The sequence below is a fragment of the Nocardia sp. NPDC002869 genome, assembly GCF_046764065.1.
GTDB lineage: Bacteria > Actinomycetota > Actinomycetes > Mycobacteriales > Mycobacteriaceae > Nocardia > Nocardia rhamnosiphila.
This window is the reverse complement of sequence record NZ_JBKOOL010000061.1, coordinates 1-23331: the sequence shown is the minus strand read 5'-3', so window position 1 is coordinate 23331 and position 23331 is coordinate 1. Positions and strand designations below refer to the sequence as shown.

Here is a 23331-nt window from a genome sequence, read left to right as displayed (position 1 = left end):
GAGTCTTCGCTACCGGCCTCCGCTGTCCCGCATCGGCGCCACCGGATGGACGTCGGGCACCAGGATCGTCGTGTGCCACCGGTCGTCCTCCCACATCTGTGCCGGGAGAACCGAGTCCGGTCGGCGTTCGAGCGGTGTGGCCAGGGCGATCACCAGGGTGGTCCGTTCGATCAGGCGGCGCCGTGCCCGGTTCATCGGGCCGGAGATCTGCAGCACTCCCGGGCCGGGGCCCAGTGTGGCGGGGACATCCACCCGCAGCGGCGCCGGTCTCCACGTCGTGGGATCGTCGCCGCGCCGGGCGAGATAGGTGCGCGGAGCGTCCGCGGTGCCGAACGAGAGCGCGGCCAGCGCCCGGTCGGCACGGGGGAGGCCGAAGAGCTGCCAGAATCCCGCGGACAGCCAGGTACGGACCGGCAGTGCGATCGTCCGGTTGTCCCGGACGATCGCTGGGGGATCGATATGGACAAGGGTGATTCCACTCGTGCGCACCTGCATCCTCGCGCTCGATCGAACGGCCCTCATACTGAGGGAGAAGCGCTCGTCACAGTGTGCCCGTAGGGGACGGCCTCGAGCAGGGTGACCCGGAACTCGGTGCCATTGGGTACGCGGTAGGTGCGCTGTTCGCCGCGCCGGGCTCCGGTGAGCGCGGCTCCGAGGGGCGAGTCGGGGGAGTAGACCTCCAGATCGTCGTGGTCGCCGGCGCGGCTGCCGAGCAGGAATGTTTCGGTGTCGGCGGTGTCGTCGTAGCGGACGGTGAGCACCATCCCGGGTTCGGCGATACCGTCATCCGGTGGGTCCTGCCCGAATACAGCGTTGTTCAGCAGGTCCCGGATATGCGCGATACGAGCCAGGCGCTGGCGCCGAGCGGTGAGGCGGTCTTCCGGGTCGGCGTTCTCTGCCTGCCCGGCGGCTTCGGCGGCGAGCAGTTCGGCCAGTTCGGACCGGAGCTGTTCGTGTGCGTGCGGTGTCAGCCATACAGGCGAGCTATTGGTCATATCCGTCCTACAGGATTCGATCGGAAAGGAGTTCTGCCGTCGGGGCCGGGGGAGGAGAGGCCGCCCCGACGGCAGAACTCCGTGGAGCCGGGTACTCACGACACCGGCTCCACGGATGGGGAGATAGCCGAGGACTCAGCGGGGTATCGGGTTCTGCACCCGATACCGTGCTGTTCGTTCGCGGTCGAGCCGACTGGTTGCGCGCGCCATGCTCACCTCCACGTCGAACGATGCGCTGTCACAGCCATGATGGCCGGGGTGGCGGCGGGGCGCATGTCCGTCTGGCACAGTTTCACCCCCAGGAGTTGTTCGTTTTCTACAACCGGTGCTCAGTCATCCTCGAAAGCCGCGAGGTCGATCGTCATGGCGAGCCGGGTGCGTGCGTCTTCCAGCCCGAGCACCGCCACCTCGCGCATTTTCCGCATCCGGTTGCGGACGGTGTTCGGGTGGACGCCGAGGCCGGCGGCGGCGACCACCGGATCGCCCTGGGCATCGAGCCACGCCCGCAGGGTCGCGACGTAGTCCGTGGCATGCGCGCTGTCGTACCGGCGCAACTCCGCGACCGGCCCACGGGCCGGTATCCGGCCGGTCCGTGCCGCCGCCCGCAACCGCTGGAGCAGGATCTCACCCCACGATTCGTCGTAGGCCGGGTACGCGATACCCGCCGATCCCTGTTCGTGCAGTGCCAGGCACTCGTCCGCCTCCTGGCGGGAGGCCTGCAGGTCGGCGGCCGTGGCGGGTCCGCCGATCCCCGCCGACAGTGTTACGCGGGCCGGGAGCGCCGTGCGCAGCGCGGTCACCCAATTCCGTGCCGTCTGCACCCGGTCGCTGGGCAGGATCGTGTAGACGGTGTTGTCCGACAGAGTGCTGCGGCCCGGCCGCGACCAGCCGAAACCGAACGTGGCCTGCTCGAAGGCCAGCAGCAGCCCGGCATGCCGTTCCGCCGCGATCTGCGCGCGTACCGCCACGACACGTAAAGGGGCCGACGCCAACCCGAGCCGGCCGACCACGGTGGTGGCATCCGGGCTGCCTTCCAGCAGCCGGATCACCAGTTCGGATTCGACTTGGCGTTCGAGGTCCGCGCTGGCCCGCGACCGCAGCAGATGCAGGGCCACCGTCCGGGCCCCGTCGGCCAGCGCGGCCCGTCGGGCACCCTGCATCGGTTCGGTGCAGGTCACCCACACCGAACCCAGCAATTCCCGGCCCACTCGCACCGCGACCACCATCCGCCCGTCGAGCCCGTGCCCGGGGTCCGGTTCGACGAACACGGGCGCGTCGGAGTCCGCCAGATGCGTGGGGACACCGCGTGATTCGAAGAGCTCGCGCAGAGCAGCAGGTTGCCGGCGTTGCAGCACAGTCTCCTGCAGCGCTCGGTCGGCCACCCGCCCCAGCGTGGAATGAGCCATCACGCGCGACAGCGGATCCTCGATCGTCACCGCGCCGTCCACCGTGGTGGCCAGGCTGTCCGCCAGCGCGAAAAGATCCGTGGGACCGCGCCCGGATGCGGTTTCCCGCCCCTCCAGTACCAGCCCGTAGACCACCCCGGCGAGCTGGCTCCACGACACCGCGGGATCGACCATCAGTACCGCGACCCCGTCTTCGGGTCCGATCGCGGCCGCTTCACGGTCGGTGCCGGCGCCGCCGCGCACGAGTACCGCGACCGCTTTCGCCGCCCGCGCCCCGGCCACCGCCGCCCGGACGGAACCGGCGCCTACGGCGAGGAGGATATCTCCGGTCGCTTCTTCCGCCCCGGTCGCGTCGAACATCGCGACGCTGCGGATCACGGTCGCCCGCGATACCGGGCAGCAGCGCAATCGCACCCCGTACCCGCCCAATACGTTCACGAGATGGTCCAACCGAACCATGAACGACTCCTGTTCACCCTGGTCTCGTCACCGTGGCCGTGCCGGCAGTGGTATCCCGATGCCGATGCCGTACCGGCGGCCGGGGTCAGTCGCGGCCGATGGACCCGAACCAGCTCTCGGTGAGGGCGTCGAGCATCTCCGCCTACCCGACCCCCCACTGTCCGGGAGTCCAGTGCCGCGCGACGTGGTCCAGTTCGGTCATCGCGAGGACACCGCGGAACCGGCGCGTCCCGGCCGGAAACCGCCACCATGGCCTCAGGGTAGAGCACGACGGTTGCGTTCCGTTCCTCGTGCTCGCGCTGAATACATACTGATCACCTGCTCGACGGAACGTCGAGTGACCTGACGACCTGCTCGATCGAGAAGTGATCGCACCCACCACTGCCCGCAACGGCACCTTTCGCCCGGAGTTCCGGACCACGGGCGCCGAACAGTGTGGCCGGGAATGGTGTCGGAGGGCCGGGATACCCTCGGCCGTCGCTACCACCTGGGGCGCGACGGATCGAAGGAGGACCCGATGAGCCCCGAGCGCACCGTGCGCGAGGTCGTGGATCTGATCGTCGAGTTCGGGCTCGTCGCCCCGGAAACGCCCGCGCAGCGGACCTTTCTGGGCAGGCAGCTGCTGGTGGAATCGTTCGACGAGCCGCTGAGCTACTACGGGCACACCGAGCAGAGAGCGGTACTCGCCCTCCTCGAGGAGCTCGGAATCCGGTACACCTTCGACTACAAGACCTTCCGCCACATCGGCGAGAGCAGCCGTGACGAACGTCGGGAGTGGTACGAATCCGAACTGCAGTCCATCGCGGCATGCAGCCGTGGGATGGTGACCATCACCGACGTGCGGCTGGTGGAGAACGACGAGGAATGGAAGCTGCTGTTCGACAGCAACGGAGTGACCGACTCGTGGCCGGTGTACCCCGGTGACGACGAGGACCTGGAAGCCGCGCTCGTTTTCGCCACCTATGTCCCCGGGATCCACACCGGACTCATCGAACGATTCTGTTCCGTGGAACCCCTCGACGAAGACGTCAGCGGAGAAGCGGTTTTCGGCGATCCCGAAGCGCTCAACAGGCTGGGAGCCCAGTTCGGTCTCACCTTCGGACCCTAGGCGCGTGACCGGTTCCGGTTGCCCGGCGTCCGGCCGGGGCATCGCCGCCGAACCGGCGGACGTGCCCTCCGTGGCGGGAGCGCGGCCATCCGGGATCGCCGGTCGTGGCGAAGCGGACCCAGGCGGTGTGCATCTCCGTGGCCAACCGTGCCGGAGCTGCGGCCGGGCCGAGTAAGGCGCCCGGCCCGTGCAACCCCGGAAGCCGGAGGCAGTCGAATACGAAGGGGAGTTCCACCGCATGGGCGGCCCCGAACTCTCCGCCCAGAGCGTCCGATCGCCAGGCGAATTCGTAGACGAACGCATTGCCGTGCGCTACGGCAGCCCGGCGACCGCCCGTACCGAACAGCGCATCGCCGATAATCGCGGCGCGTAGCGCGCCGAAGGTAGCGTCCGGGTGCTGTGCCGGGTGACCCGCGCTCCCTGTGCCGGTGCGAACGCGCCGAAACCGTTACCGCTCTGCACGATCGCCCGCCGGAAGAGGCCCGCGGCCGCTTCGGAGGCGATCACCGCGCCGACGATCGTGGCGCCCGCCGACTGTCCGAAAAGGGTGACGTTTCCCGACCGAAGGAGGGTAGGCGATCACGCTGATTACCGAGCGGCAGAGCGGGTAGGCGCTGGGGAGGTGCATTGTGGCACCCGCCAGAAAATCGACACCGGAGGAACGATATTCGTATGACTTCGCGTGAAACCACCACTCTGCTGGCGCAACTGCGTGCGATCCGTGAACTGACCGATACCGAGATCCAGATCGCGGAAACCCGTATCGGGCAGGCACGGACCGAGGCAGTGCGCCGCGAGTTGTCCGAGAACGCCGAAAACGCCCGGGCTCGCGCCGAAGCCGTCGGCGCCGCCATTCGTGAACTCGGCGGCGTACCCGAGGTGATCGGCCCCTTCCTGGGCCGGGCCACCGCCGTGGTGAAGGCACTCATCGAACAGGCGCAACCGTTCGACGAGGCCCTGCTGGGCGATCTCACCCTGGAACACCAGCTTCTCGACCGTGCGCGGTACGTCAAGGCCCTGGCGACCAGCTCGGGGCGCAGCGATATCGCGGCGCTGGCGCAGCGACTGATCACGGCGCACTCCGCGACCGTGGACTGGCTGACCACTGTCCTGGCCGAGGAGGCGCTCGGGGGTCCGGCCGCGCTGCGCCGCACGCCACTACAGGCGGCGGCCGGGGCTGCCGTGAAGTTGGTCAATCTGCCGGTCACCTGGTCCGCACGCGGTGTGGACCGCGCGCTGGACACCGTCCGGGCCACTCCGCCCGCGCTCGGTGAACTACTGGCCCGGGGTGCGCACGCCGGCGATCTCGCCGCCCGGACGCTGACCGCCTCCCGCGATGCCGCGCTCGAGAGCGCCGAACAGGTGACCCGCCGGGAAGGTGCGGGTACCGCCGCCGGTTCGCTGCATTCGGTCCGCTCGGCCACCGGTGTGCTCGAACCGGGGGAGTTGCCCATCGCCGACTACGACCAGCTCAATGTCGGCCGCGCGGTCGCCGCGGTCAAGGCACTGACCGACCCGGCCGATATCCGGGCGATCGTCGCCTATGAGGAGGCGCACAAGAAGCGGCACGGTGTGGTCTCGGCCGCGCAGACCCGGCTCGCGGTCATCGCCCAGGAAGCGGCCGGTCTGAACTGACCGCCGTGTTCGCCGCGGCGCTCAGCCGGCGATCGACTCCATCCAGTCCCGCACCGCCGCCTGATAGGCGGCGGTGTTGCGGGCGAGATTCACCGAATGTCCGCTCCCGGGCAGCACGAAGGTGCGCAACCGCGCGGCCGGGGAGAAATGCGGTGCCTCGGCGGCCTGCAGGGTCGCCGTATCGGCACAGACCCGGGAGCACAGCACATCGTCGCTACCGTTGACCACGAGGACCGGAGCGGTGATCTGCGTGGACATCGGCGGCAGGGTGGAGGTCAGCCCGTCCGGATACTCCGTCGCGGCGAACACATCCTTGGTGGCTTCGTCCACGGCGACGACCTCGGGGTCGGCGGTCGCGGGCGAATGGAACGATTTCTCGCGCGTGCCCGGACGGGTGGTGAGATATCCGCTGTCGTAGCCGCCGCCGGTGAAGGCGGCATCCTGCTCGGCCGGCTGATAGGTGCCGATGATGCCGAGCGCGCCCGGAATGTTCAGGCCGTGCGAATAGCCGGTCAGGAGCACTCCGTCGACATCGTGATGGGTGGTCGCCTCCAACACCGCCACCCCGGAACTGAGCGAATGCCCGCCGGTGACGACCTTCGCGAAGGGCCGGGCGCCGGCGAGACCGGTGCGCAGCGCCCCGATGATTTCGTGCAGGGCCTGCGCGTCCCCGGTGGCGGTGACCCCGGTGCTGACCGGCCGGCTGCTGGCGCCGGTCCCGAGCCGGTCGACCACCAGCGTCGCGTATCCGGCGGCATTCATCGCGCGCCGGAAGTTGTAGATCTCCGGGGCGTGCGGGAAGTTCCAGTACGTACCGTTGTAGTTGGACCCCGGCATCAGCACCATGACGGTATCGGTGTCACCCCCTGCCGGTGTGCACAGTGTTGTCGCCAGGGTGCCGCCGGCGCGCAGGGGGAACGCGGTCGGCGCGCACTGTCCCGGGTCTGGTTCCGCGGCGTGGGCGACGCCCGGCGTCAGAATTGCGAGAACGGCTACCACAGCGGCCGATATGCGTACCGTCGGACGACGCATACGCCGCGATCGCTGCGGACGGCCGAGCGGAAACCTGCGAGCAGTCATATGCCCGGGACCCTAATAGGAGCTGCCTTGGCGTGCAACGGATGTGGTGACCACGGGGCCGGAACCGGTGCGGGAGCGGGTTTACGGATCCGCGCGTGCACCCGCGGCCGCCGACCGGGAGAGCTAGGATGCGAGCGTGAAGAGGCGGGCCGTCCATTTCGTCGGAAGCTTTCCGGCCGTCGATACCGAAAGCGCCATGCGGGCCATGCTCGATGCCGCGGCGCCCCGGCTGCGTACCCTCCCGACCGGGGAGACCGGTCGCTACGAATTCTATATCCGCCCCATCATCGAGGATTTGGCGGCCCAGGGCGTACTGGAAGTGACCCGTGCCAGGGAATGGCGGAGCAGCCGGGACCGCACCCGCTACCGCGTGCCGCGTGGGAGCGCACTGACCGCCGAGTCCCTCGACCTCGGGTACCGGCGGGAAGCCGAAGAGGCGGTGCCGGTGTACACGCGACTGCGCCGAGCCCGTGATCTGTCCGGAACGGCACTGCAGATCGGGATGCCCACCGCCTTCACCCTCGCCTTCGTCGCGCTGGGCGCGAGCGGAGTGCTGCGGCACCGCCGCGCCTTCGCCGATGCCACCGCGCGGGAAATCACCGCCGTGCGCGAACTGGCCGGACCCGATGTCGTCGTCCAGCTCGAGGCCACCGCCGAACTGGTGCTGATGGCGATGGCTCAGCCGGCGCACGGATCGGCCGACCGGGCGCTGGGTTTGGCGCGCGGGCCGGCGGAGCAGGCGGCCGCCGCTCCGGTGGGCACCCGGTTCGGGGTTCACCTGTGCCTCGGCAGCCTGCACAACAAGGCCCGCGCCACCCTGCGCGACACCCGGCCACTGGTGGACCTGGCCAATGCGATCGCCCGGCAGTGGCCGGCGGACCGGCCCTTGGAATTCGTGCACGCGCCGCTCGCGGCCGGTGCGATTCCGCCGCCGCTGCGGCCGGAGTTCTATACCCCACTGGGCGATCTGGCACTGGGTACGGGCACCGCCTTCTATGCGGGCCTGGTGCACGATCTGCCCACGGAGCAGGAACAGCTGCACGTATTGTCGGTGGTCGAAGCAGCACTGGGGCGGCCGGTGGACGGTGTCGCCTGTGCATGCGGACTGGGACGGCGGACGCGCCCGGTGGCCGACGCGCTCATGCGACGCGCGGTCCGCATCGCCGTGGCGGGAGCAGCGCAGACATGAATTCCGACGGGGTGGCCGCGAGCCGTCGCGGCGGGGTCATGGGGCCGCAGCCGGAGATCGAGCGTGTGCCGCAGGGGGTGGATCCGCACGAGCCGCGCTCGGCTCGGGTCTACGACTATCTGCTGGGCGGAAAGGACAACTACGAGGTCGACCGCGCGCTCGCCCTTCGCATTCTGGCGGTGGCTCCGGAAACCAGGTCACTGGCGTGGTTCAGCCGGAAATTCCTGCTGCACGCGGTCCAGACGGCCGCGACGGCCGGGGTGCGTCAGTTCGTCGATCTCGGCTCGGGGATCCCGACCTCGCCCAATGTGCACGAGGTGGTGCACGAAACGCATCCCGCGGCGCGGGTCGCCTACGTCGACAACGACCCGGTGGTGTTCGTGCACTGCAACGCCCTCATGGGCAATCACCCCGGGGTGACCGCATTGCACGCGGACGTCCGCCGTCCCGCCGAACTCATCCGGCGGCTGGAAACCGAATCGGGTATCGATTTCGCGGCACCGGTGGCCATCACGCTCGTCGGCGTCCTGCACTATGTCATGGACGACGAGAAGCCGGCCGAACTCGTCGCCCGGTATCGCGAGGCCATGGCGCCGGGCAGTTATCTGGCGTTCACCCACGGAGCCGATATCAGCCATCCCGAAATCATCGAGCGCACCTCTCAGGATGCGAGAAACAGTTCCGCGCAGGTCCGGTACCGATCGCGCGAAGAGGTGACGTCGTTCCTGGACGGTCTCGAGAACACCGGTCCCGGCGTGGTTCCCCTGCAGCAGTGGCTCGCCGACGACCTACCGGAAACCAAGCTGGTGCTCTACGGGGCTGTCGGTCGGAAGCACTGACGGCTCGCCGATCGCCGCCACCGGACGAACGGTCGCACGGCTCGCCGGTGCGCACCGAGGGCCGGTGACAGCCGGTTCCGCGCAGTCGGCCGGTGCCGGCGGGCCGATGTGCGACAACTCTGGTGGCCGGACCGAAGATATTGCGGAACCTCGAGAGCGGTAACACAATTGGGTTCGGTCCGTCGACGGGCCCGAATCGCTCGAGGAGCAGTCGTGAACCCTGCACAATCTCCGCCTCCGGTCGATGTCATCACCTCTCTGGACGATCTGCGCGGCGATCTGGCGCGCCGTCACCCGGCGACCACCACCACCTCGGACACGGTCGACCCGGCCACGGTCGCCGCCGATCTGTCCGCTCTCGAACGCGACGGTTACGTCGTCTGGGAAAACCTGCTCACCCTCGACGAATGCGAACAACTCCGTGGCGTACTCACCCCGTTCCTCGAGCGGACCGGCCGCAACACCTTCGAGGGGCAGCGAACCCGGCGGGCCTACAACCTGCTGGAGAAGACTCGTGCCTGCGACGCGCTCGTCGAACATCCCCGGGTGCTTGCCCTGCTCGATCGGTTGTTCCTGCCGAATTATCTGCTCTCGCAATTGCAGGCCATCGATATCCACCCCGGCGAACAGGCGCAGATGCTGCACCACGACGACGGTTTCTACCCGATCCCGCGACCCCGGCCACCGTTGAGCGCCGCGACGATGTGGGCGATCGATGCGTTCACCGAGATCAACGGCGGCACGGTGGTGCTGCCGGGCAGTCATCGCTGGGGCTCCGAGCGGGGTCCCGCCGAAGCCGATGTCCGGACAGCGGTGCGGATGCCGGCCGGCTCCTGCGCGTTCTATCTCGGCACGCTCTGGCACGGCGGCGGCGCGAATCGCAGTACCGGCGCCCGCCTGGGGGTGACCGTGCAGTACTGCGAACCCTGGCTGCGGCCGCAGGAGGCCTACACCCTGGCCACCAGCCGCGAGACCGCGCGGACGGTCTCGGAGAACATCCGGCGGATGCTGGGGTACAGCATCCACCCGCCGTTCATGGGTGCCGTCGACGGGATGCACCCCAAACGGCTGCTCGACCGGCCGGTGTGATCGGTCTATTCGGACGCCGCCTCGGCATCACCCACTTTGCGCAGCGCGATTCGATACAGCACCAGATGCTGTTCCTCGAACTGCCGGATGGACGCCTCCAGGTACCGTTCATAGGCCTCGGTGACCCGGGCCCCGGCCAGCTTCTCCGCTTCGGCGCGCCGGGCCCGGAGCCGCTGTAGCCATTCGGCGCAGGTGGTGGCGTAGTCGTGGCGGTCGTTGACCACCGAACGGATTTCGAACAACTTCTCCGCCGCGTGGGCGAGTTCGGCGAGCCGCGGTGGATCCGACTCCGGGAAGATCTCGTCGGCCAGGAACTGCACATCGGTGATCGAGTTCTGGTCCAGCGGACGGTTGCCCTTACCGATCGTCTGGACCACCAGACCGCCGCCGGGACGTACCATACTGTGGCAGTAGGTGAAGAAGGCCCGATAGGTGGTGGTGCGTTCGCGGCGCGACAGCCCGAACCGCACGAAATGTTCGAGCGCTCCGATACAGAAGATGGTGTCGTAGGGGGTGCCGGGCCGATGATCCTGCCAATGTTCCAGGCGCACGTCGGTGCGCTCCGCGGAATGAGTGCGGATGTGGCGGTACTGGTCGCGGCTGAGCGTCAGTCCGGTGACCCGGGTCTGTGCGTGCCGGGCGGTGATCGCTCGCATCAGGCTGCCCCAGCCGCAGCCGATATCGAGAATCCGTTCGGTGCCGGTGAGCCGGGCCTGTTCGATCAGGTAGTCGAGCTTGCGCTGCTGCGCGCGATCGAGGTCGTCGCCGTCGGCCCACAGGGCACACGAGTAGGTCAGGCCCGAGTCGAGCCACAGCCGGTAGAAGTCGGTCCCGATATCGTAGTGATGTTCGACCGCGTCCGCCGAGGCGCCTTGGCGTGCGCCGATATCCGATGTCATCACAGACCTCCGAATCTCTCGATGCGCCGGTGTCTTCCGGCAGGGGTTTCCGGACCGGTACCGCCGGCCGATCGACGGGCTCGGTGGATTGCCGACCGAGGCCCGGGCCGCGGTGCCGGTGGGTACCCGGCACGAGAGCCGGTCGGGTCGGGTACAAGATGCTTTCCGGGAGCCGGTGACCTGGGGGCGGGTACGGGACCGTGGCGTGCGGTGTCCGTGCCTACCGAGGAGTAGTTCCGGAACGGGTGCTGCTCACCGGAGCTCCGAGGGGCGGTGGGTGGGTCTGCCGGTACGGCAGAGGATCTCTCGACCGGTCTCGCGGTATCTCCTGTTCGCGAGCGGGGAGTGAGCGGATCGGGTCGGCGCCGTAGTCGATTCTACGTGCGCGTGGTGGGGCCCGTCCAGATGTTGCGTGCGCCAATTGGCTTGCGGGAGCGCGGATATCGAATATTCTTCGCTGCTGCGCGGGTCATCGGTTGCCCGGCGAGAGGACAGCTCGATGCCCGGCTTCCCGAACGTCGACCGCCGCTGTCCGGGCGGAGACCGGAGCGGTCGGGTGATGACTTTTGTCATCTCCGGACCATGAGAAATGCACGAGTATCCCGTGACTGCGCTTACTACAGATCCCGGTCCGGCTCGGTGATCGTAGAAGTCATGAACAGCGCACATCCTCGATCCACCGCAACTGCCGGGGCGGCCGGTACACGATATCGTCGTCGCGCGCGGTCTGCGCCGGACCTACGGCACCGGAGAGACCGCGTTCGAGGCGGTCCGCGGTATCGACCTACAGGTCGCCGAGGGCGAGGTGTTCGCCCTGCTGGGCACCAACGGCGCGGGTAAGCGGCAATGGCCGAGCTCGGGGTCTCCAACCGGTACGAGGCGGCCCTCAGGGCGCGGGAGAAGAGCTGGATCCGACGAGCGTCAGTCGCTCCCCGGCCCGCGCGCCGGGCCGCTGTCGACCACGGTCCCGGCGCCGTGCGCCCACCGGCCCAACAGCCGATCGGCTCCGGTGCACAGTGCGGCGATGACCTCACCGGCCGGGAGACTGCGGGTGAGGGCACCGACACCCTCACCGGCGTCGATGGGGGCGCGGTGGGGGTCTCCGGTGGCGGCGGCCGCCGCCACCTCGTCGCGGGCCGCACCGTCCGCGGATAACGCGGCCTCCCGCTCCGCCCAGTGCCGGGTGGTCTCGTTTGCCAGCACGCGGGCGGGAAAGCGCTCCGGCCAGGGGAGCCGCTGCCCCAGATCGAAAACCCGGGTGACCACCGTATCGGTGGCCCGGGCGCGGACCAGCGCGGCGCGAGCGGGTTCCGGGGTGAGCGCTTCCGGGCAGGCCGACAGGCAGGTGCCGAGCCAGGCACCGGCCGCCCCCGCCGCGAGCACGGCCGCCAGACCCCGGGCGGTGGCGATACCACCGGCGGCGAGGACGGGCACCGTGACCGCGTCGAGTACCGCGTCCAGTACCGCGAGTGTGCCCAGCCGGGTTTCGCCGTGGCCGCCGCCCTCGCTGCCGCGCGCGACCAGGACATCCACTCCGGCCACCGCGGCCCGGCGGGCATGGTCGACGTCGTAGACCTGGGTGACCGCCGCCGCCCCCGCCGCGTGGACCCGGTCGACCCAGGCCCACTCCTCGGTGAAACCGACCGACACCAGCGCCGGCCGCGCGGCCAGGGCCGCATCCAGCAGGGCGGGCTCGCGCTCGAGCACCCAGCCCACCATGCCGATACCGAAGAACATGGGCGCCGGAACGAGTTGCGTGAGTTCGTGTTCCAGGGCCGCGGCCGATCCGGTGCTGCCCATGCCGATCATCCCGAGCCCGCCGGCCGCGGACACGGCGGCCGCGAGCCGCCCCCCGGCCACTCCGCCCATCGGGGCGTTCACGATCGGGACCGATAAACCCATCCGGTGTGACCACGGTGTTCCCGGCACCCACAGCCTCCTTCTCGTCCGGGCGCCCGGGCGGCCCCTCGTGGAGGCGACATTACGGGAGCCCGCATCCCGGCCGACCGTGCTGCCGCCTGGATGGCGGCGGCGCGGTTCAGGAGGTGGCTCGGCCGGTGAACGCCTCCACGACGGCCGTACCGATCCGGCGCTGTACCGGGTCGGCGGCCGGCCCGAACAGGCGTTCATCGACATCGGTGACCACCTGCTGGGCGGCCCGGAGCAGGCGAGTTCCTTCGGCGGTGAGTTCGATCGCCGACGCCGAGCCGGCGCGGGCCGTACGGTCGTGGACCAGTCCGGCGCCGACCAGGGCCTTCACCGCCGTGTGCACACTCTGCACGCTGATCCCCGACATCCGCGCCAGTTCCGAGAACGACGCACCCGGGACCCCGGAGATATGGCCGAGCAGGCCCAGGCGGCCGACGGTCAGATCCAGTGTTGCCAGGGCGGCATTGAGTTCGGTCTCCACTCGCCGCGCCAGTGTCAGCACGATGATCGAGGCGCTGGCCGGCGGGGGTGTCGGGCCGTTGTCGGTACTCACCGATCCAGTGTCGCGCACCGTCGCCGATACATCGGCCGGCAGGCACGTCTGTCGTGCCGGGTCAGCGGACCACGTCGAAGAGATGCCGGGTGGAGAATACGACGAACGGATGCCCAGCGCGCATCTCCCGGTCCAGTTCCACAAGAGTGTCCCGGTAGCGATCGACGGAGAAATCCGGCACCCACCACACGCATTTGCGCAGGATCCATACGACGGCGCCGATATCGGAGAATTCCATCCGGCAGCGCGCGGTGCGCAGGTTTGCCACCGTCAGCCCCGCGGCTTCGGCCTCCGCGGCTTCCCGGGCGGGGTCGCGCTGTGTGCGCTGCCCGGGCTGCGGACCGAGAAAGCGTTCGATGAGCTCGAACGCCGAACCCGGGCCCACGTGCTGGGCGAAATAGTGTCCCCCGTCGGTGAGGACACGGTGGATTTCGGTCCAGTCCGGGCGTACGGGATGGCGGGCCGTGACGAGGTCGAAGCGGCGATCCGGGAAAGGCAACGGACCGCCGGGCGTGGTCTGCACCACGGTGGCGCCGCGTCCGCTCAGCCGATGCCGGGCCCGTTCGACGTTCGGCGGCCAGGATTCGGTCGCGTAGATCGCCGGCGGCAGGATCGGGGCCTCGGACAGCACTTCACCGCCCCCGGTATCGATGTCGAGGACCGACCGGGCGGTGGCCAGTCGCCGGGCGAGCTGCCGAGCGTAACCCCAGGGCGGCCGCTCCTCGGTGGCCCGGCCGTCGAGCCAGGCGAAGCCCCAGCCGTCGATATCGGCGGCTGCGGCTTCGGTCACGAGATCGTCGAAGGAGCGCACCCGCGGATGTTCGCAGCGGGACCGGAGATGGGCAAAGCATTTTCGACGTGTACCGCCGGACCTGATGTGAAACGTTATCCGGTCAGGCGTTTTTCGCGTCGGCGACAGCCGGTTCGGATACTGTCGACCGCGCATGCGGGGGCGGTTGGTGTTGCTCCGCCGCGCGCCGGATCTCCAGGTCCGGCCGCGTGGATCCGCTGCACAAGGGGAACTGTTGATCGAGGAAAGGATCGTATGTCTCGTATGCGTAGGACCGTACTGATCGGCGCACTGATCGCTCCGTTGGCGCTGGGTTCCACAGTGGGCGAGGCCGCCGCGGCCCCGGTCGCAACCCCGTTGCCGATCCCGGTGGTGACCGGCCCGGAAATCGGCCCCGGCGCCGTTCCCGGGGGCGTTCTGCAAACGATCTCAGTGGTGGGGACGACAGGCGAACATCCGGGGACGGTCACCTTCTCGGTGCCGGTTCCGGCGCCCTACCACTATCAATACAACTACCGCTGGATCACCGTGCACTGGCGGAACCTGAATACCGGCGCCGCGGGCACCGTCGATCTGCGGCACTGGAACGGGATCGACGTCCCCGGCGACCAGAAGTATGCCGCCGCGCTGCCCACCAGCGCGCCGGTGGTGACCGGTGTGGGCCCCGTACTGGTCACGGCGACGCACAACCGCGAGCAATACCAGGCCCCGCCGCAGTCCACCGCGGTGATCCCGGGGGCGGGGGTCGTGCTCGCGGCCTGAGCGGGGTTCCGCGCGCGTGGGTGCGGTCGTGCCGGGACCCTCCGCACCCACGGACGAGGACCGATGCGGCTTTCCTCAGCCCGCCTCGGCACCCGCGGGCTGCCGGTTGTCCGATCGCCGCTGCGCGACGAGGAACACCCCGATCGCGACCGCCGACCACCCTGCGAGCACCAGCCAGGGGCCGAGGTGCTGGTGGTCCGGGAAGTAGACGGCGGTGTGCTGGGCGTTCACCGACGCACCCGGCGGCAGCCACCCACCGATCGTCGCGAGCAGGCGGGGAAGCAGCGGCCACGACACCGAGCCACCGGAGGTCGGGTTGCCGAGCAGGATCATGATCGCCCAGGTCGGCAGTATCGCCCATCGTCCGAACAGGGCCTGGAACATGGTGAAGACCATGCCGCAGGTGAACATGGTGAGCGCGAGCACCGCCCACGACCGGAACGGGAGTTCGAGCGCGCCGAGGATCCAATCGACGGTTGCCACGATGGCGAAGCCGCCGAGCAGCGCGTATATCGCGGTGCAGGTGATACGTTCGCCCGGGTGCAGATCCCGGGCGTTGACCCCGAGTTGGACCGCGCCGACGAATCCGACGACGACCGAGGCGATCGTCATGTAGAAGATGGTGAGACCGTGCGGGTCGCCGTCCTGCAACGGATTCAGATCGTCGACCCGGACGGTGTACCCGGCGTGTTCGGTGATGGGCGGCAGACCCTGCGCGAGGGCGGTCGCCACCGTCTGGCCGGAGGCGCTGGACAGATCGAGTGTCACCGTATTGTCGGCCGGGGAGGTTCCGACGACGGCGAATACTTCCTGGTCCTGGAGCGCGTCGAGCGCGGTGGTGCGGTCGGCGAAACGGTGGATCCGCAGCGAGCTGCCCATCGCCGTCGCCAGCTCGGCTTCCAGTTGCGCCGCCTGTGCGGCGGGCATCGATCCGACCACTGCGATGGGCACGTATTCCGGCTTCGGGTTGGCGGTGGCATAGGTGTAGGAGCCGGCGAAAAGGGCGGCGGCACCGGCCAGAATGCCGATGATCACGGTGGCCGGGAAGAACCGCGACCCGCGGAAGTCGTGCCACCGGCGTTTCGCGAGATCCGGGGTCATCGCGCGGCGGGTCGCATACCCGGCCGCCGGTCCATCACTTCCCGGTAGGGTGCGCGCATCCTGCCACCTTTCGCGAGCAGTCGAATGTCCAGCAGTCCGGCGGGAACTCCCGGTCCTTACGGCCCCTGGTGTCGACGAGACTCGGGAGCGTTCGCGCACCGGTGGGCCGTATACGGGGGCTCGGCGGAAAGGCCGTCCGGCAGCCTCACCATAACGCGCACCGGCGGTCGTCCGGCCGGCTCACATGCCGCCGCGACGAACCTGTTGTCCGGCGGCCGGTTCGACGAGACACCGATCCGCCCGGTGGGCGCCTCGTCGGAAGCGTGACGGCGGCCCGGTGCGGATCGGCACTCCTCGGTAGCTCGCGGGCGGCGACTTCGGTGAGCCGGGCCGTCCCCGCACGGTGGTGATGTGATGTGATGCGATACGAGCCGGTTCGGCCGGGGCCGGCGTAGCGCAACGGATACCGGCCGCCGAACGAGGAGGCCGTATGTCCGGATCACCGTCACCCGAGGCCGACCCGGCCCAGCGCCTCACCGTGCTGGAAGCGATCGAGGCGATCAAGGCGCTCAAACACCGCTACTTCCGCGCCTGCGATGCCAAGGACCCCGTGCGTTTCCGGGCGTGTTTCGTGACCGAGGGTGCTGTGCTCGACTACGGCGAGCTGGGGGTTTCGGACGCGGATGGAATGGCCGCGGTCTTCGAATCCATCGCCCTGCGGCGGGTCGGCGGGAAACATGTGGTGCTCGATATGCACCACGGGATGCACCCCGATATCACCGTGCACGCCGACGGTACCGCCTCCGGGCAGTGGACCATGCAGTTCCGTCAGGTGAACCTGCTCGACCACACCGATACGCTGTCGACCGGCGAATACGAGGACTCCTACGTCCTCGAGGACGGCCGCTGGAAGATCGCGGCCTCCCGGTTCCGCCGCCTCTGGTCCATCACCCGGCCCGTCGACGACACGTGCCGGATCGGCTGGTACGCGGCCTCGTGACGCCCGGCTCGGCCGCGTCCGGTCCCGGCGTAGGAGACCGCTGTGCCCGATGATCCGCAACCGATTCACGGACCGTTCCTACCCATGGACCCGGATGTCGATCTCCGGGATCCGCCCCAGCGCGCCGAACTCGCCGCGTCGCACGGCGCGATCCTCGCGGTCATCGCCGCCGGCGGGGCGCTGGGCGCGCTGGGCCGCTATGGTCTGACACTGTGCTGGCCCACACCGGCCGGAGGGTTTCCGTGGGCGGTCTTCGTCATCAATGTCGCCGGCAGTTTCCTGCTCGGTGCGCTGATGGTGGTGATCACCGAACTGCGGCGGGCGCATCCGCTGGCGCGCCCGTTTCTCGGGGTCGGCGTACTGGGCGGGTTCACCACGTTCTCCACTTACGCCAACGATATCCGGGCTCTGCTCGAGCCGGGCTCCGCCGTGATCGGTGCCGTATATCTGGCGTCGACCCTGTTCGCGGCGGTAGCGGCCTGCGCGCTGGGCGTCGGCCTCACCCGGCGCGCCGGGCGGGGCGGGGCGCGATGAACGTTCTGCTGGTGATCGCCGGGGCTGCGGTCGGCGCGCCGCTGCGCTACCTGCTGGACCGATTCGTCCAGGCGCGGCACGACGGACGGTTCCCGTGGGGCACCTTCGTGGTCAACGTATCCGGATCCCTCGTCCTGGGGTGTCTCACCGGCGCGGGGCTACCGGCCGCGTGGACGGTGCTCGTGGGCACCGGATTCTGCGGCGCCCTCACCACATACAGCACCTTCTCCTACGAGACCGTGCGACTGACCGAACAGCGCGCCTACCGGCACGCGATCGGCTATGCCGCCTTCAGTGTCGCCCTCGGGTCGGTCGCGGCGGCACTGGGCTACGCCGCCTGCCACGCGCTCTTCGGCTGAATCGTCGGTCCGGCCGGTATTCGCGGAGCCCGATGTGCCGGACCGCTCGGGCGATCCGGCGGGCACGTGGCGTACCGCTCAGCCGGCGAAACGCCCGGCGAACGCGCGCAGCGGGAGATCGGCGCTGGTGATGATGCCCGGCCGCGCGGCAACAACGGATCGCAGGGAGTTGAGGGCCGGTAATCCGGTGACGGTCATCCCGATCGAGGCGAAGTTCTCCGGATTCGACAGGTCGAAGCCCTTCCGGGGGAAGATCATATGTTTGCTGTAGATGCTGGGATCACCGGTGATCTGGGTGATGTAGCAGCCCTTGATATTCCATGCGGGGTCGGTGTGCGGGGACATCTGCCATTCGAGATGGGTTTCCACCCGCGGCACCCCGTCGACCAGACCCTGGTATTTGATGTAGTTGGCGCCGAGTGAGCCCTTGGGCAGGAAATACCAGCCCAGATCGACGTCCTTCGTGCAGGCGCCGAGCTCGTAGTGGAAGGTGACCTCATCCAGTTCGAGGTCGAAGGCATCGGCCATCAGGTAGACCGAATCGGCGAAGACCGCGGTGTATTTGTGCAACGAGTCCGGGATGGCCGGGTCGTCGACCGGGCGGCCGTATCCGACTGCTTTCCAGGTGTCGACGGAATGGTGACAGGAGACGTCCACCGATTCGGTGACGGTGATGTTCTCGATCGCGGCGACGTCGGCGGTGTGCACGATCCCGAGGATCTGGGCCAGGCCCGGATTCATACCGGTGCCGTAGAAGGTGGAATTGCCGCGCTCGCACGCGGCCCCGATGATCTCACTGACCTTGCGCCCCGACGGATGGGAGTGGTTGGTGTCGCGGTGGAATCGGGTAATCCAATCCGCGGTGGTCACCACATTGATGCCCGCCTCCAGCACCTTCTCGTAGAGATCTTCGTCGGGGAAGACGCCGTGGAAGGTGAGGACATCGGGGCGCGCCTCGAGGATCTGCTCGACCGTACCGGTCGCCGTCACCCCGATCGGTCCGATGCCGACGATCTCGCCGGCGTCCCGGCCGATCTTGTCCGGGGTGTAGCAGTGCAGCCCGACGAGTTCGAGATCCGGATGGCCGCGGATACGGCCGATCATCTCGGTGCCGAGATTGCCGGTCGCGACCTGGAATACCCGGATCTTGCCGGAGGCGCTCATGGGTGGGCCTTTCTGTCTGCGGGTCGGGGCTGCTGGTTCGGGTCCGCGGTCATACGCCGGCCGCTCTCGCGTCCGCTGCGGGTTCGGCCGCGCCGGTGTCCGGGTAGAACTGCCGGGCCCATTCGCGCAGTGCCCGGAAGCCCGCGTATTCCTTGCGCGACAGCGCGGGCGGGTCGGAGTAGCGCTGATGCGCCCAGATATGGATATCGGCTTCGAACTGCTCGATCACGAAACCGGCCATCGCCGTGCCGTAGGAGGTGAGCTCCGGGCTCTCGTCGCCGGGCCTGCGGCCGATCCACACGGTGAACCGGACATCGGCGGTGCGGTCGTCGACCGGGGTGACCGCGGGCATGGTGCGGTTGTCGATCATGCCCCAGCTCTTGGTGATCGAACATCCGAGTCCGGCGTTGATCGATTCGACACCACTGTTGACCTGGTCTTCGGCCACGCCCTCGTCGAAGGCGATGGTGAAATCGACGTAGGAGACGGGGCCGGAGAAATCGTGGCGGGTGAACTCCGGCACGAACGGGGTCTTGTGCACGTACTTGAAGTGCGCGAAATCGACACCGTTCTCCATGACGTACTGCGGGTGCAGCTCGAGCCCGGGCCGGTACAGCGTGGCCGCGGGCACCGGCGGGTAGTAGTCCGCGGCGGTTTTGCCGTCGCCGAACGCGGTGAAGATATCGGGGACCTCGAAATGCGGTGCCCGGCCTTCGATGTCGTACCAGATCCAGACGCCTTCGTTGCGCTCCACCACCGGGTAGCTGCGGATGCGGCGGCCCTTGTTCGGGTGGCTCTCGTAGGGGATACAGACATTGCGCCCCTCGCGATTCCACTCCCAGCCGTGAAACGGACAGACGAGTTTCTCGCCCTCCACCCGGCCGCCGTAGCCGAGATGCGCGCCCAGATGCTCGCAATAGGCGTCGAACACGGTGACCTGCCCCGATGCCGATCGCCAGGCCACCATTTCGCGGCCGAAGTACTTCATCCGGTGTACCGCGCCGACGCCGATCTCGCGGCACCAGGCCACCTGGAACCAGCCTGTCGGCTCCATCGGCAGTGGTGGTTTTGCCATCGCGATCCTCCGGGCATCGAGGGCTGTAGCGGGCGCGGCCACGGCACCGTGGGTGCGTCGGTACATGACGCGCGGTCATGTGGCGCTCCCGAGCATAGAACCCTCTTTGAAAGATTACAAGAGGGCTATGTGAAACTGGATCTACCTGCTCAGGGCGGGTAACGTCGTCCATCGTGACGGAAGCGGCGGTGGGCGGGAGACGAGCGAACAGGCGCGGGATCCAATCCCGGGAGAGCATGCTCGAGGCGGCGATCGCCTCACTGGCCACCGGTGATCCCGCGGCGGTCTCCGGTAATCGGATCGCCCGCGACATCGGTGCCACCTGGGGAGTGATCAAGTACCAGTTCGGCGATATCGACGGCCTGTGGGCGGCGGTCCTGCGGTACACCGCGGACAAGCGCGGCGACCTGCCCGCCGGCATCAAACCGGACGGCACCCTGCACGAGCGGGTGGCCGCCATGATCGACGCCATGGCCGGCGGGCTGCGCAGACCGGAGTCGCTGGCCATCGAAACACTGCGCGCCGCCCTGCCGCGCGAGCACACCGAACTCGAGCGCGACTATCCGCGCACCGCCGCGGAACTGGCATCGTGGAAACCGAACTGGGACAAGGCCTGTCAGCGCGCGTTCGCCGATATGGAACTCGACCCGGACAAGGTGCGGCAGGTGGCCGCCCTCATCCCGGCGGCGATGCGCGGGATCACCTCCGAACGCACCCTGGGTACCTACGGCGATCTCGACGACGCGCTGAAAGCCCTGATCGGCGGCATAGTCGCCTACTTGGAGCGCCCGTGAACGCCGCCCGGTGCGAGACCTTCGGGGCGGCCGGTCCGGGCCGCATCGACCGGTGATTGCGGATCGAGGCGCGCGACGCTGTCTCCGGTCCTCGCGAGAAGGGTTGTGGAGAACTCGAGTGCCCGGCGTCCCGCCCGGCCACCGGCCGCTGCGCGAGGCGGATCTCACGGGGGAGCCGGCCATCGGTGCGCAGGTCCGGCGTACGGCATCGATCGAGGAGAAGTTCGAGCTCATCGCGTCCGGCCACGGTATCGCGGTGGTGCCGCGGAGGGTTGCGCGGGCGTACTCGCGGCCCGACCTGATCTACCGGCAGGTGCTGGATGCCGAACCTGTGGAGATCTGCGTCGCGGTGCCGGAGAACCGGCGCGAGCGGCGGGTGCGGGAGTTCGCGCAGTTGGCGGCCGCTGTCTTCCGGAAAGCCTGGGAAGAGGAAAATATTCCTTGACCTGAATATTCATCATGGATCGGATCGGATCGGCATTGGGGGACGGGGCGCGGTGGCCTCTCATCGAGCTGCTGGCGGAGCGCCCGCGGTCGGTGGGTGAGCTCGCCGAGCTGACCGGTCTGTGGCAACCGCAGACCACCAAGCATCTGCGGACTCTCGCCCAGGCCGGTCTGGTCGCGGTGTTCCCGCTCGGGCAGCGGCGGGTCTACGCCATCGAGACGCAGCCGCTGGAAGCCTTCGCGCGGCGCCTCGCGGATCTGGTCGATACCGCCGGGGCGCAGGCGGGGGAACGTGAGGTGATCGCGCGCTACCGCGCCGCGATCGATGCCGAAGCCGCGAGAGCGGATCGGGACCGGTGGGCCGACGGGCGCAGGTTCTGCTTCGATCGGCTGCTCCCGGTACCGCGCGACGTCGTCTGGCGGTACTGGGTAGAGCCGGACCTGCTCGGGTCCTGGTGGGCTCCGTCGCCGATGACGGTCACCGACTGCATTCTGGAACCGGCCCCGCGCGGCCGCGTCGTGCTCGACTATCGCGATGCCGAGGGTCGGCGCTACCGCTCGGCGGGTGAGGTCACCGCGGCAGCCGAGCCCGAGCGGCTGGGATTCCGGCTGTCGGTTCGCGACCCGGCGGATGCGGTCCTGTTCACCGGGCACTACGCCCTGACTCTCACCCGGGCCGCGGAGGGCACTCGCCTGCGACTCGGTCTGACGCTCACCGATCCCGACACCGGAGCAGTGCCGTTCATCGCCGGAATCGAAACCGGCTGGCAGCAGGTGCTGGACAACCTCACCGCCGCCGTCGGCGGCACCGATATCACTGTGCACGACAACGAAAAGGACGCGCGACAATGACCGATTCCACCCGACGTTCCGTCACCGCGAATATCAATCTCGCCCTCGACGGGCGCTACAGCGGAGCGGGCGGCCCCGGCGATCTGGGCGCGATCGTCTCCTACGCCGCGACCGAGGTGGCGCGGCGCCACCTGAGCCGCATATGGGAGGGGGCGACGACGGCGCTGCTCGGCCGCCGCAACGCCGAGGGGTTCCTCGGTTACTGGCCCACCGTCGCCGCCGACGACGGTGCCGACCCACGTGACCGTGGATATGCGAAGTGGCTGGTCGACACGGAAAAGGTGGTGCTGTCCACCACTTTGGACGCCGCGCCCTGGGAGCGAACAAGGATCGTGAACGCCCCGGCTGCCGATGTGGTGCGCGAACTGAAGGGTGCCGGCTCGGGCGATATCCTCGTCAACTGCAGTGCGAGCATCATCAAGCCGCTGCTGGCCGCGGATCTGCTCGACCGGCTGTATCTCATGATCACCCCCGAAATCGCGGGCGGCGGGCAGCGGCTGTTCGACGACGGCCTGCCCGCTACGAAGTGGACCTTGACCCGGCATGAGGTCGGCGAGCTCGGCGAGATGGCGATGGTCTACGACCGCACCCGGTGACGCCGGCTCCCGTGGTTCGGAATCGGCACCCGAAGCGATCGCCGGTGTCCTCGGCACCGCGGACGGCGCCGAGGTCGCGGTGCCCGATCCGGCGATCCGACCGTGCGAGTCTTCGCCGCGGTCGTCGCTGCTCACCCCTCGGCCGATGCCCGGATCGTGGTGATTCCCCTGCCGCCGGGCACCAGTGTGGGTTGTGCCGCGGGCGTGTCCGCCGGGTCCGCTTCGACCAGCCGTCGCCAGCGATTCGAAAAATTGGAGATACCCCAGCCCTGCAACCGGTCATAGGCCTCGGTCAGATCGGACCGGCACAGCAGGCCGGCTTCCCGGGCCGCGGCCACCGCTTCGATATACGCCGCTTCGGCGGAGAGCAGCTCATCGACCACGCGAGCCTGCTCGTCGAGCAGATCTTCGATACGGCAGGCGATCTCGTGCGGTGCCGTGCTCGTGTCCTGACCGGGAAATCGGTGCATACGCCATCCTCGCAACTGTGGGGTGGAACCTGCGGAAGAACCGGCTGCCGGCGGTGCACGTCGAATCCCGAGCCGCCCGAACGCCGTGAAGCTGTGGGTTCACTACTACCCTGTGGCGGTTGGCGCTGTGCACCCGGTACCCGGGGGCCCGCGCCGGGAGGGGGGGCAGCGGCCGGGGGGGAGGCGGGCGGGGGGGATCGGAAGCGCGG

General features: G+C 69.0%; 26 protein-coding genes and 1 pseudogene. 14 read left to right on the top strand and 13 right to left on the bottom strand.

Annotated features, from left to right (window positions below):
* Positions 1 to 9 precede the first annotated feature (9 nt).
* From ACLML9_RS13830 to ACLML9_RS13820, 3 genes are all read right to left on the bottom strand, one after another.
* Positions 10 to 489 carry a hypothetical protein gene (locus ACLML9_RS13830; protein WP_411945896.1) on the bottom strand — a complete coding sequence of 160 codons (480 nt, stop codon included), beginning with the start codon at positions 487 to 489 and terminating at the stop codon, positions 10 to 12.
* A gap of 29 nt (positions 490 to 518) precedes the next feature.
* Complete coding sequence (locus tag ACLML9_RS13825) at positions 519 to 995, bottom strand: GreA/GreB family elongation factor (RefSeq protein ID WP_411945895.1); 477 nt, start codon at positions 993 to 995, stop codon at positions 519 to 521.
* Between the two features lie 329 nt (positions 996 to 1324).
* The gene (locus ACLML9_RS13820) at positions 1325 to 2860 is read right to left on the bottom strand and encodes a PucR family transcriptional regulator (RefSeq protein ID WP_411945894.1); all 1536 of its coding nucleotides are present in this window, start codon (positions 2858 to 2860) and stop codon (positions 1325 to 1327) included.
* Between the two features lie 517 nt (positions 2861 to 3377).
* Between ACLML9_RS13820 and ACLML9_RS13815 the strand changes: the two genes are divergently transcribed.
* Positions 3378 to 3968: a hypothetical protein gene (locus ACLML9_RS13815; RefSeq protein WP_411945893.1), complete on the top strand. Its 591-nt coding sequence runs from the start codon at positions 3378 to 3380 to the stop codon at positions 3966 to 3968.
* Between the two features lie 312 nt (positions 3969 to 4280).
* Here ACLML9_RS13815 and ACLML9_RS13810 read toward each other — a convergent pair whose 3' ends face one another.
* Positions 4281 to 4475 carry a hypothetical protein gene (locus ACLML9_RS13810; protein ID WP_411945892.1) on the bottom strand — a complete coding sequence of 65 codons (195 nt, stop codon included), beginning with the start codon at positions 4473 to 4475 and terminating at the stop codon, positions 4281 to 4283.
* A 165-nt stretch (positions 4476 to 4640) separates the two neighbouring features.
* Here ACLML9_RS13810 and ACLML9_RS13805 point away from each other — a divergent pair, with 165 nt between their 5' ends.
* Positions 4641 to 5603 (top strand): ferritin-like domain-containing protein, encoded by a 963-nt coding sequence (locus ACLML9_RS13805; RefSeq protein ID WP_411945891.1) that lies wholly within the window; start codon positions 4641 to 4643, stop codon positions 5601 to 5603.
* A gap of 21 nt (positions 5604 to 5624) precedes the next feature.
* Here ACLML9_RS13805 and ACLML9_RS13800 read toward each other — a convergent pair whose 3' ends face one another.
* Positions 5625 to 6602, bottom strand: a complete 978-nt coding sequence (locus tag ACLML9_RS13800; RefSeq protein ID WP_411945890.1) for an alpha/beta hydrolase — start codon at positions 6600 to 6602, stop codon at positions 5625 to 5627.
* A gap of 217 nt (positions 6603 to 6819) precedes the next feature.
* On the opposite strand from ACLML9_RS13800, the gene ACLML9_RS13795 reads away from it, so the two are divergent.
* From ACLML9_RS13795 to ACLML9_RS13785, 3 genes are all read left to right on the top strand, one after another.
* Complete coding sequence (locus tag ACLML9_RS13795) at positions 6820 to 7872, top strand: hypothetical protein (protein ID WP_411945889.1); 1053 nt, start codon at positions 6820 to 6822, stop codon at positions 7870 to 7872.
* Positions 7869 to 8711 carry an SAM-dependent methyltransferase gene (locus tag ACLML9_RS13790; RefSeq protein ID WP_411945888.1) on the top strand — a complete coding sequence of 281 codons (843 nt, stop codon included), beginning with the start codon at positions 7869 to 7871 and terminating at the stop codon, positions 8709 to 8711. The genes ACLML9_RS13795 and ACLML9_RS13790 overlap by 4 nt, the downstream gene beginning before the upstream one ends.
* Positions 8712 to 8924: 213 nt before the next feature.
* Positions 8925 to 9800: a phytanoyl-CoA dioxygenase family protein gene (locus ACLML9_RS13785; RefSeq protein ID WP_411945887.1), complete on the top strand. Its 876-nt coding sequence runs from the start codon at positions 8925 to 8927 to the stop codon at positions 9798 to 9800.
* A gap of 5 nt (positions 9801 to 9805) precedes the next feature.
* On the opposite strand, the gene ACLML9_RS13780 is transcribed toward ACLML9_RS13785, so the two are convergent.
* Complete coding sequence (locus tag ACLML9_RS13780) at positions 9806 to 10699, bottom strand: class I SAM-dependent methyltransferase (RefSeq protein WP_411945886.1); 894 nt, start codon at positions 10697 to 10699, stop codon at positions 9806 to 9808.
* 709 nt (positions 10700 to 11408) lie between these two features.
* Between ACLML9_RS13780 and ACLML9_RS13775 the strand changes: the two are divergent.
* Positions 11409 to 11540: pseudogene (locus ACLML9_RS13775) on the top strand (ABC transporter ATP-binding protein); the annotation flags it as partial.
* An 80-nt stretch (positions 11541 to 11620) separates the two neighbouring features.
* On the opposite strand, the gene ACLML9_RS13770 reads toward ACLML9_RS13775, so the two are convergent.
* From ACLML9_RS13770 to ACLML9_RS13760, 3 genes are all read right to left on the bottom strand, one after another.
* The gene (locus ACLML9_RS13770) at positions 11621 to 12628 is read right to left on the bottom strand and encodes an NAD(P)H-dependent flavin oxidoreductase (protein WP_411945885.1); all 1008 of its coding nucleotides are present in this window, start codon (positions 12626 to 12628) and stop codon (positions 11621 to 11623) included.
* Positions 12629 to 12737: 109 nt separating this feature from the next.
* On the bottom strand, positions 12738 to 13181 hold the full coding sequence (locus tag ACLML9_RS13765) for a MarR family winged helix-turn-helix transcriptional regulator (RefSeq protein ID WP_411945884.1): 444 nt from the start codon (positions 13179 to 13181) through the stop codon (positions 12738 to 12740).
* Positions 13182 to 13242: 61 nt separating this feature from the next.
* Entirely contained in the window at positions 13243 to 13992 is a 750-nt protein-coding gene (locus ACLML9_RS13760) for a class I SAM-dependent methyltransferase (RefSeq protein WP_411945883.1), read from the bottom strand.
* A gap of 243 nt (positions 13993 to 14235) precedes the next feature.
* On the opposite strand from ACLML9_RS13760, the gene ACLML9_RS13755 reads away from it, so the two are divergent.
* Complete coding sequence (locus ACLML9_RS13755) at positions 14236 to 14733, top strand: hypothetical protein (RefSeq protein ID WP_411945882.1); 498 nt, start codon at positions 14236 to 14238, stop codon at positions 14731 to 14733.
* 75 nt (positions 14734 to 14808) lie between these two features.
* Here ACLML9_RS13755 and ACLML9_RS13750 read toward each other — a convergent pair whose 3' ends face one another.
* The gene (locus ACLML9_RS13750) at positions 14809 to 15834 is read right to left on the bottom strand and encodes an ABC transporter permease (RefSeq protein ID WP_411945881.1); all 1026 of its coding nucleotides are present in this window, start codon (positions 15832 to 15834) and stop codon (positions 14809 to 14811) included.
* 490 nt (positions 15835 to 16324) lie between these two features.
* Between ACLML9_RS13750 and ACLML9_RS13745 the strand changes: the two genes are divergently transcribed.
* The 3 genes from ACLML9_RS13745 to crcB are packed head-to-tail and all read left to right on the top strand — an operon-like array spanning position 16325 to position 17727.
* Positions 16325 to 16834, top strand: a complete 510-nt coding sequence (locus ACLML9_RS13745; RefSeq protein WP_411945880.1) for a nuclear transport factor 2 family protein — start codon at positions 16325 to 16327, stop codon at positions 16832 to 16834.
* 42 nt (positions 16835 to 16876) lie between these two features.
* The gene (locus ACLML9_RS13740) at positions 16877 to 17368 is read left to right on the top strand and encodes a fluoride efflux transporter FluC (protein WP_411945879.1); all 492 of its coding nucleotides are present in this window, start codon (positions 16877 to 16879) and stop codon (positions 17366 to 17368) included.
* Positions 17365 to 17727, top strand: a complete 363-nt coding sequence (gene crcB / locus ACLML9_RS13735) for a fluoride efflux transporter CrcB (RefSeq protein ID WP_411945878.1) — start codon at positions 17365 to 17367, stop codon at positions 17725 to 17727. The genes ACLML9_RS13740 and crcB overlap by 4 nt, the downstream gene beginning before the upstream one ends.
* 78 nt (positions 17728 to 17805) lie before the next feature.
* On the opposite strand, the gene ACLML9_RS13730 is transcribed toward crcB, so the two are convergent.
* Both ACLML9_RS13730 and ACLML9_RS13725 read right to left on the bottom strand, forming a co-directional pair.
* On the bottom strand, positions 17806 to 18891 hold the full coding sequence (locus ACLML9_RS13730) for a dihydrodipicolinate reductase (protein ID WP_411945877.1): 1086 nt from the start codon (positions 18889 to 18891) through the stop codon (positions 17806 to 17808).
* 49 nt (positions 18892 to 18940) lie between these two features.
* Entirely contained in the window at positions 18941 to 19966 is a 1026-nt protein-coding gene (locus ACLML9_RS13725; RefSeq protein ID WP_411945876.1) for a Rieske 2Fe-2S domain-containing protein, read from the bottom strand.
* 173 nt (positions 19967 to 20139) lie between these two features.
* Between ACLML9_RS13725 and ACLML9_RS13720 the strand changes: the two genes are divergently transcribed.
* The 4 genes from ACLML9_RS13720 (at position 20140) to ACLML9_RS13705 (ending at position 22652) form a co-directional block, all read left to right on the top strand.
* Positions 20140 to 20760 (top strand): TetR/AcrR family transcriptional regulator, encoded by a 621-nt coding sequence (locus ACLML9_RS13720; protein ID WP_265805738.1) that lies wholly within the window; start codon positions 20140 to 20142, stop codon positions 20758 to 20760.
* Positions 20761 to 20878: 118 nt separating this feature from the next.
* A complete protein-coding gene (locus tag ACLML9_RS13715) occupies positions 20879 to 21205 on the top strand; it encodes a LysR substrate-binding domain-containing protein (RefSeq protein WP_411945875.1) in 327 nt (108 codons plus the stop codon).
* Positions 21206 to 21219: 14 nt separating this feature from the next.
* Positions 21220 to 22056, top strand: a complete 837-nt coding sequence (locus ACLML9_RS13710; RefSeq protein ID WP_411945874.1) for an SRPBCC domain-containing protein — start codon at positions 21220 to 21222, stop codon at positions 22054 to 22056.
* A complete protein-coding gene (locus tag ACLML9_RS13705) occupies positions 22053 to 22652 on the top strand; it encodes a dihydrofolate reductase family protein (protein WP_411945873.1) in 600 nt (199 codons plus the stop codon). Before ACLML9_RS13710 ends, ACLML9_RS13705 begins: the two co-directional genes overlap by 4 nt.
* Positions 22653 to 22783: 131 nt before the next feature.
* On the opposite strand, the gene ACLML9_RS13700 is transcribed toward ACLML9_RS13705, so the two are convergent.
* Positions 22784 to 23122, bottom strand: coding sequence for a hypothetical protein (locus tag ACLML9_RS13700; protein WP_411945872.1), 339 nt, complete (start codon positions 23120 to 23122; stop codon positions 22784 to 22786).
* Between the last annotated feature and the right edge of the window lie 209 nt (positions 23123 to 23331).

Bases quoted from the DNA above. Each gene is read 5' to 3' on its own strand.
- ACLML9_RS13700 (WP_411945872.1), bottom strand. From the start codon at position 23,122: ATGCACCGATTTCCCGGTCAGGACACGAGCACGGCACCGCACGAGATC.
- ACLML9_RS13755 (WP_411945882.1), top strand. From the start codon at position 14,236: ATGCGTAGGACCGTACTGATCGGCGCACTGATCGCTCCGTTGGCGCTG.
- ACLML9_RS13805 (WP_411945891.1), top strand. From the start codon at position 4,641: ATGACTTCGCGTGAAACCACCACTCTGCTGGCGCAACTGCGTGCGATC.
- ACLML9_RS13780 (WP_411945886.1), bottom strand. From the start codon at position 10,699: ATGACATCGGATATCGGCGCACGCCAAGGCGCCTCGGCGGACGCGGTC.
- ACLML9_RS13825 (WP_411945895.1), bottom strand. From the start codon at position 995: ATGACCAATAGCTCGCCTGTATGGCTGACACCGCACGCACACGAACAG.
- ACLML9_RS13725 (WP_411945876.1), bottom strand. From the start codon at position 19,966: ATGGCAAAACCACCACTGCCGATGGAGCCGACAGGCTGGTTCCAGGTG.
- crcB (WP_411945878.1), top strand. From the start codon at position 17,365: ATGAACGTTCTGCTGGTGATCGCCGGGGCTGCGGTCGGCGCGCCGCTG.
- ACLML9_RS13745 (WP_411945880.1), top strand. From the start codon at position 16,325: ATGTCCGGATCACCGTCACCCGAGGCCGACCCGGCCCAGCGCCTCACC.
- ACLML9_RS13815 (WP_411945893.1), top strand. From the start codon at position 3,378: ATGAGCCCCGAGCGCACCGTGCGCGAGGTCGTGGATCTGATCGTCGAG.
- ACLML9_RS13705 (WP_411945873.1), top strand. From the start codon at position 22,053: ATGACCGATTCCACCCGACGTTCCGTCACCGCGAATATCAATCTCGCC.
- ACLML9_RS13730 (WP_411945877.1), bottom strand. From the start codon at position 18,891: ATGAGCGCCTCCGGCAAGATCCGGGTATTCCAGGTCGCGACCGGCAAT.
- ACLML9_RS13790 (WP_411945888.1), top strand. From the start codon at position 7,869: ATGAATTCCGACGGGGTGGCCGCGAGCCGTCGCGGCGGGGTCATGGGG.
- ACLML9_RS13820 (WP_411945894.1), bottom strand. From the start codon at position 2,860: ATGGTTCGGTTGGACCATCTCGTGAACGTATTGGGCGGGTACGGGGTG.
- ACLML9_RS13710 (WP_411945874.1), top strand. From the start codon at position 21,220: ATGGATCGGATCGGATCGGCATTGGGGGACGGGGCGCGGTGGCCTCTC.
- ACLML9_RS13750 (WP_411945881.1), bottom strand. From the start codon at position 15,834: ATGACCCCGGATCTCGCGAAACGCCGGTGGCACGACTTCCGCGGGTCG.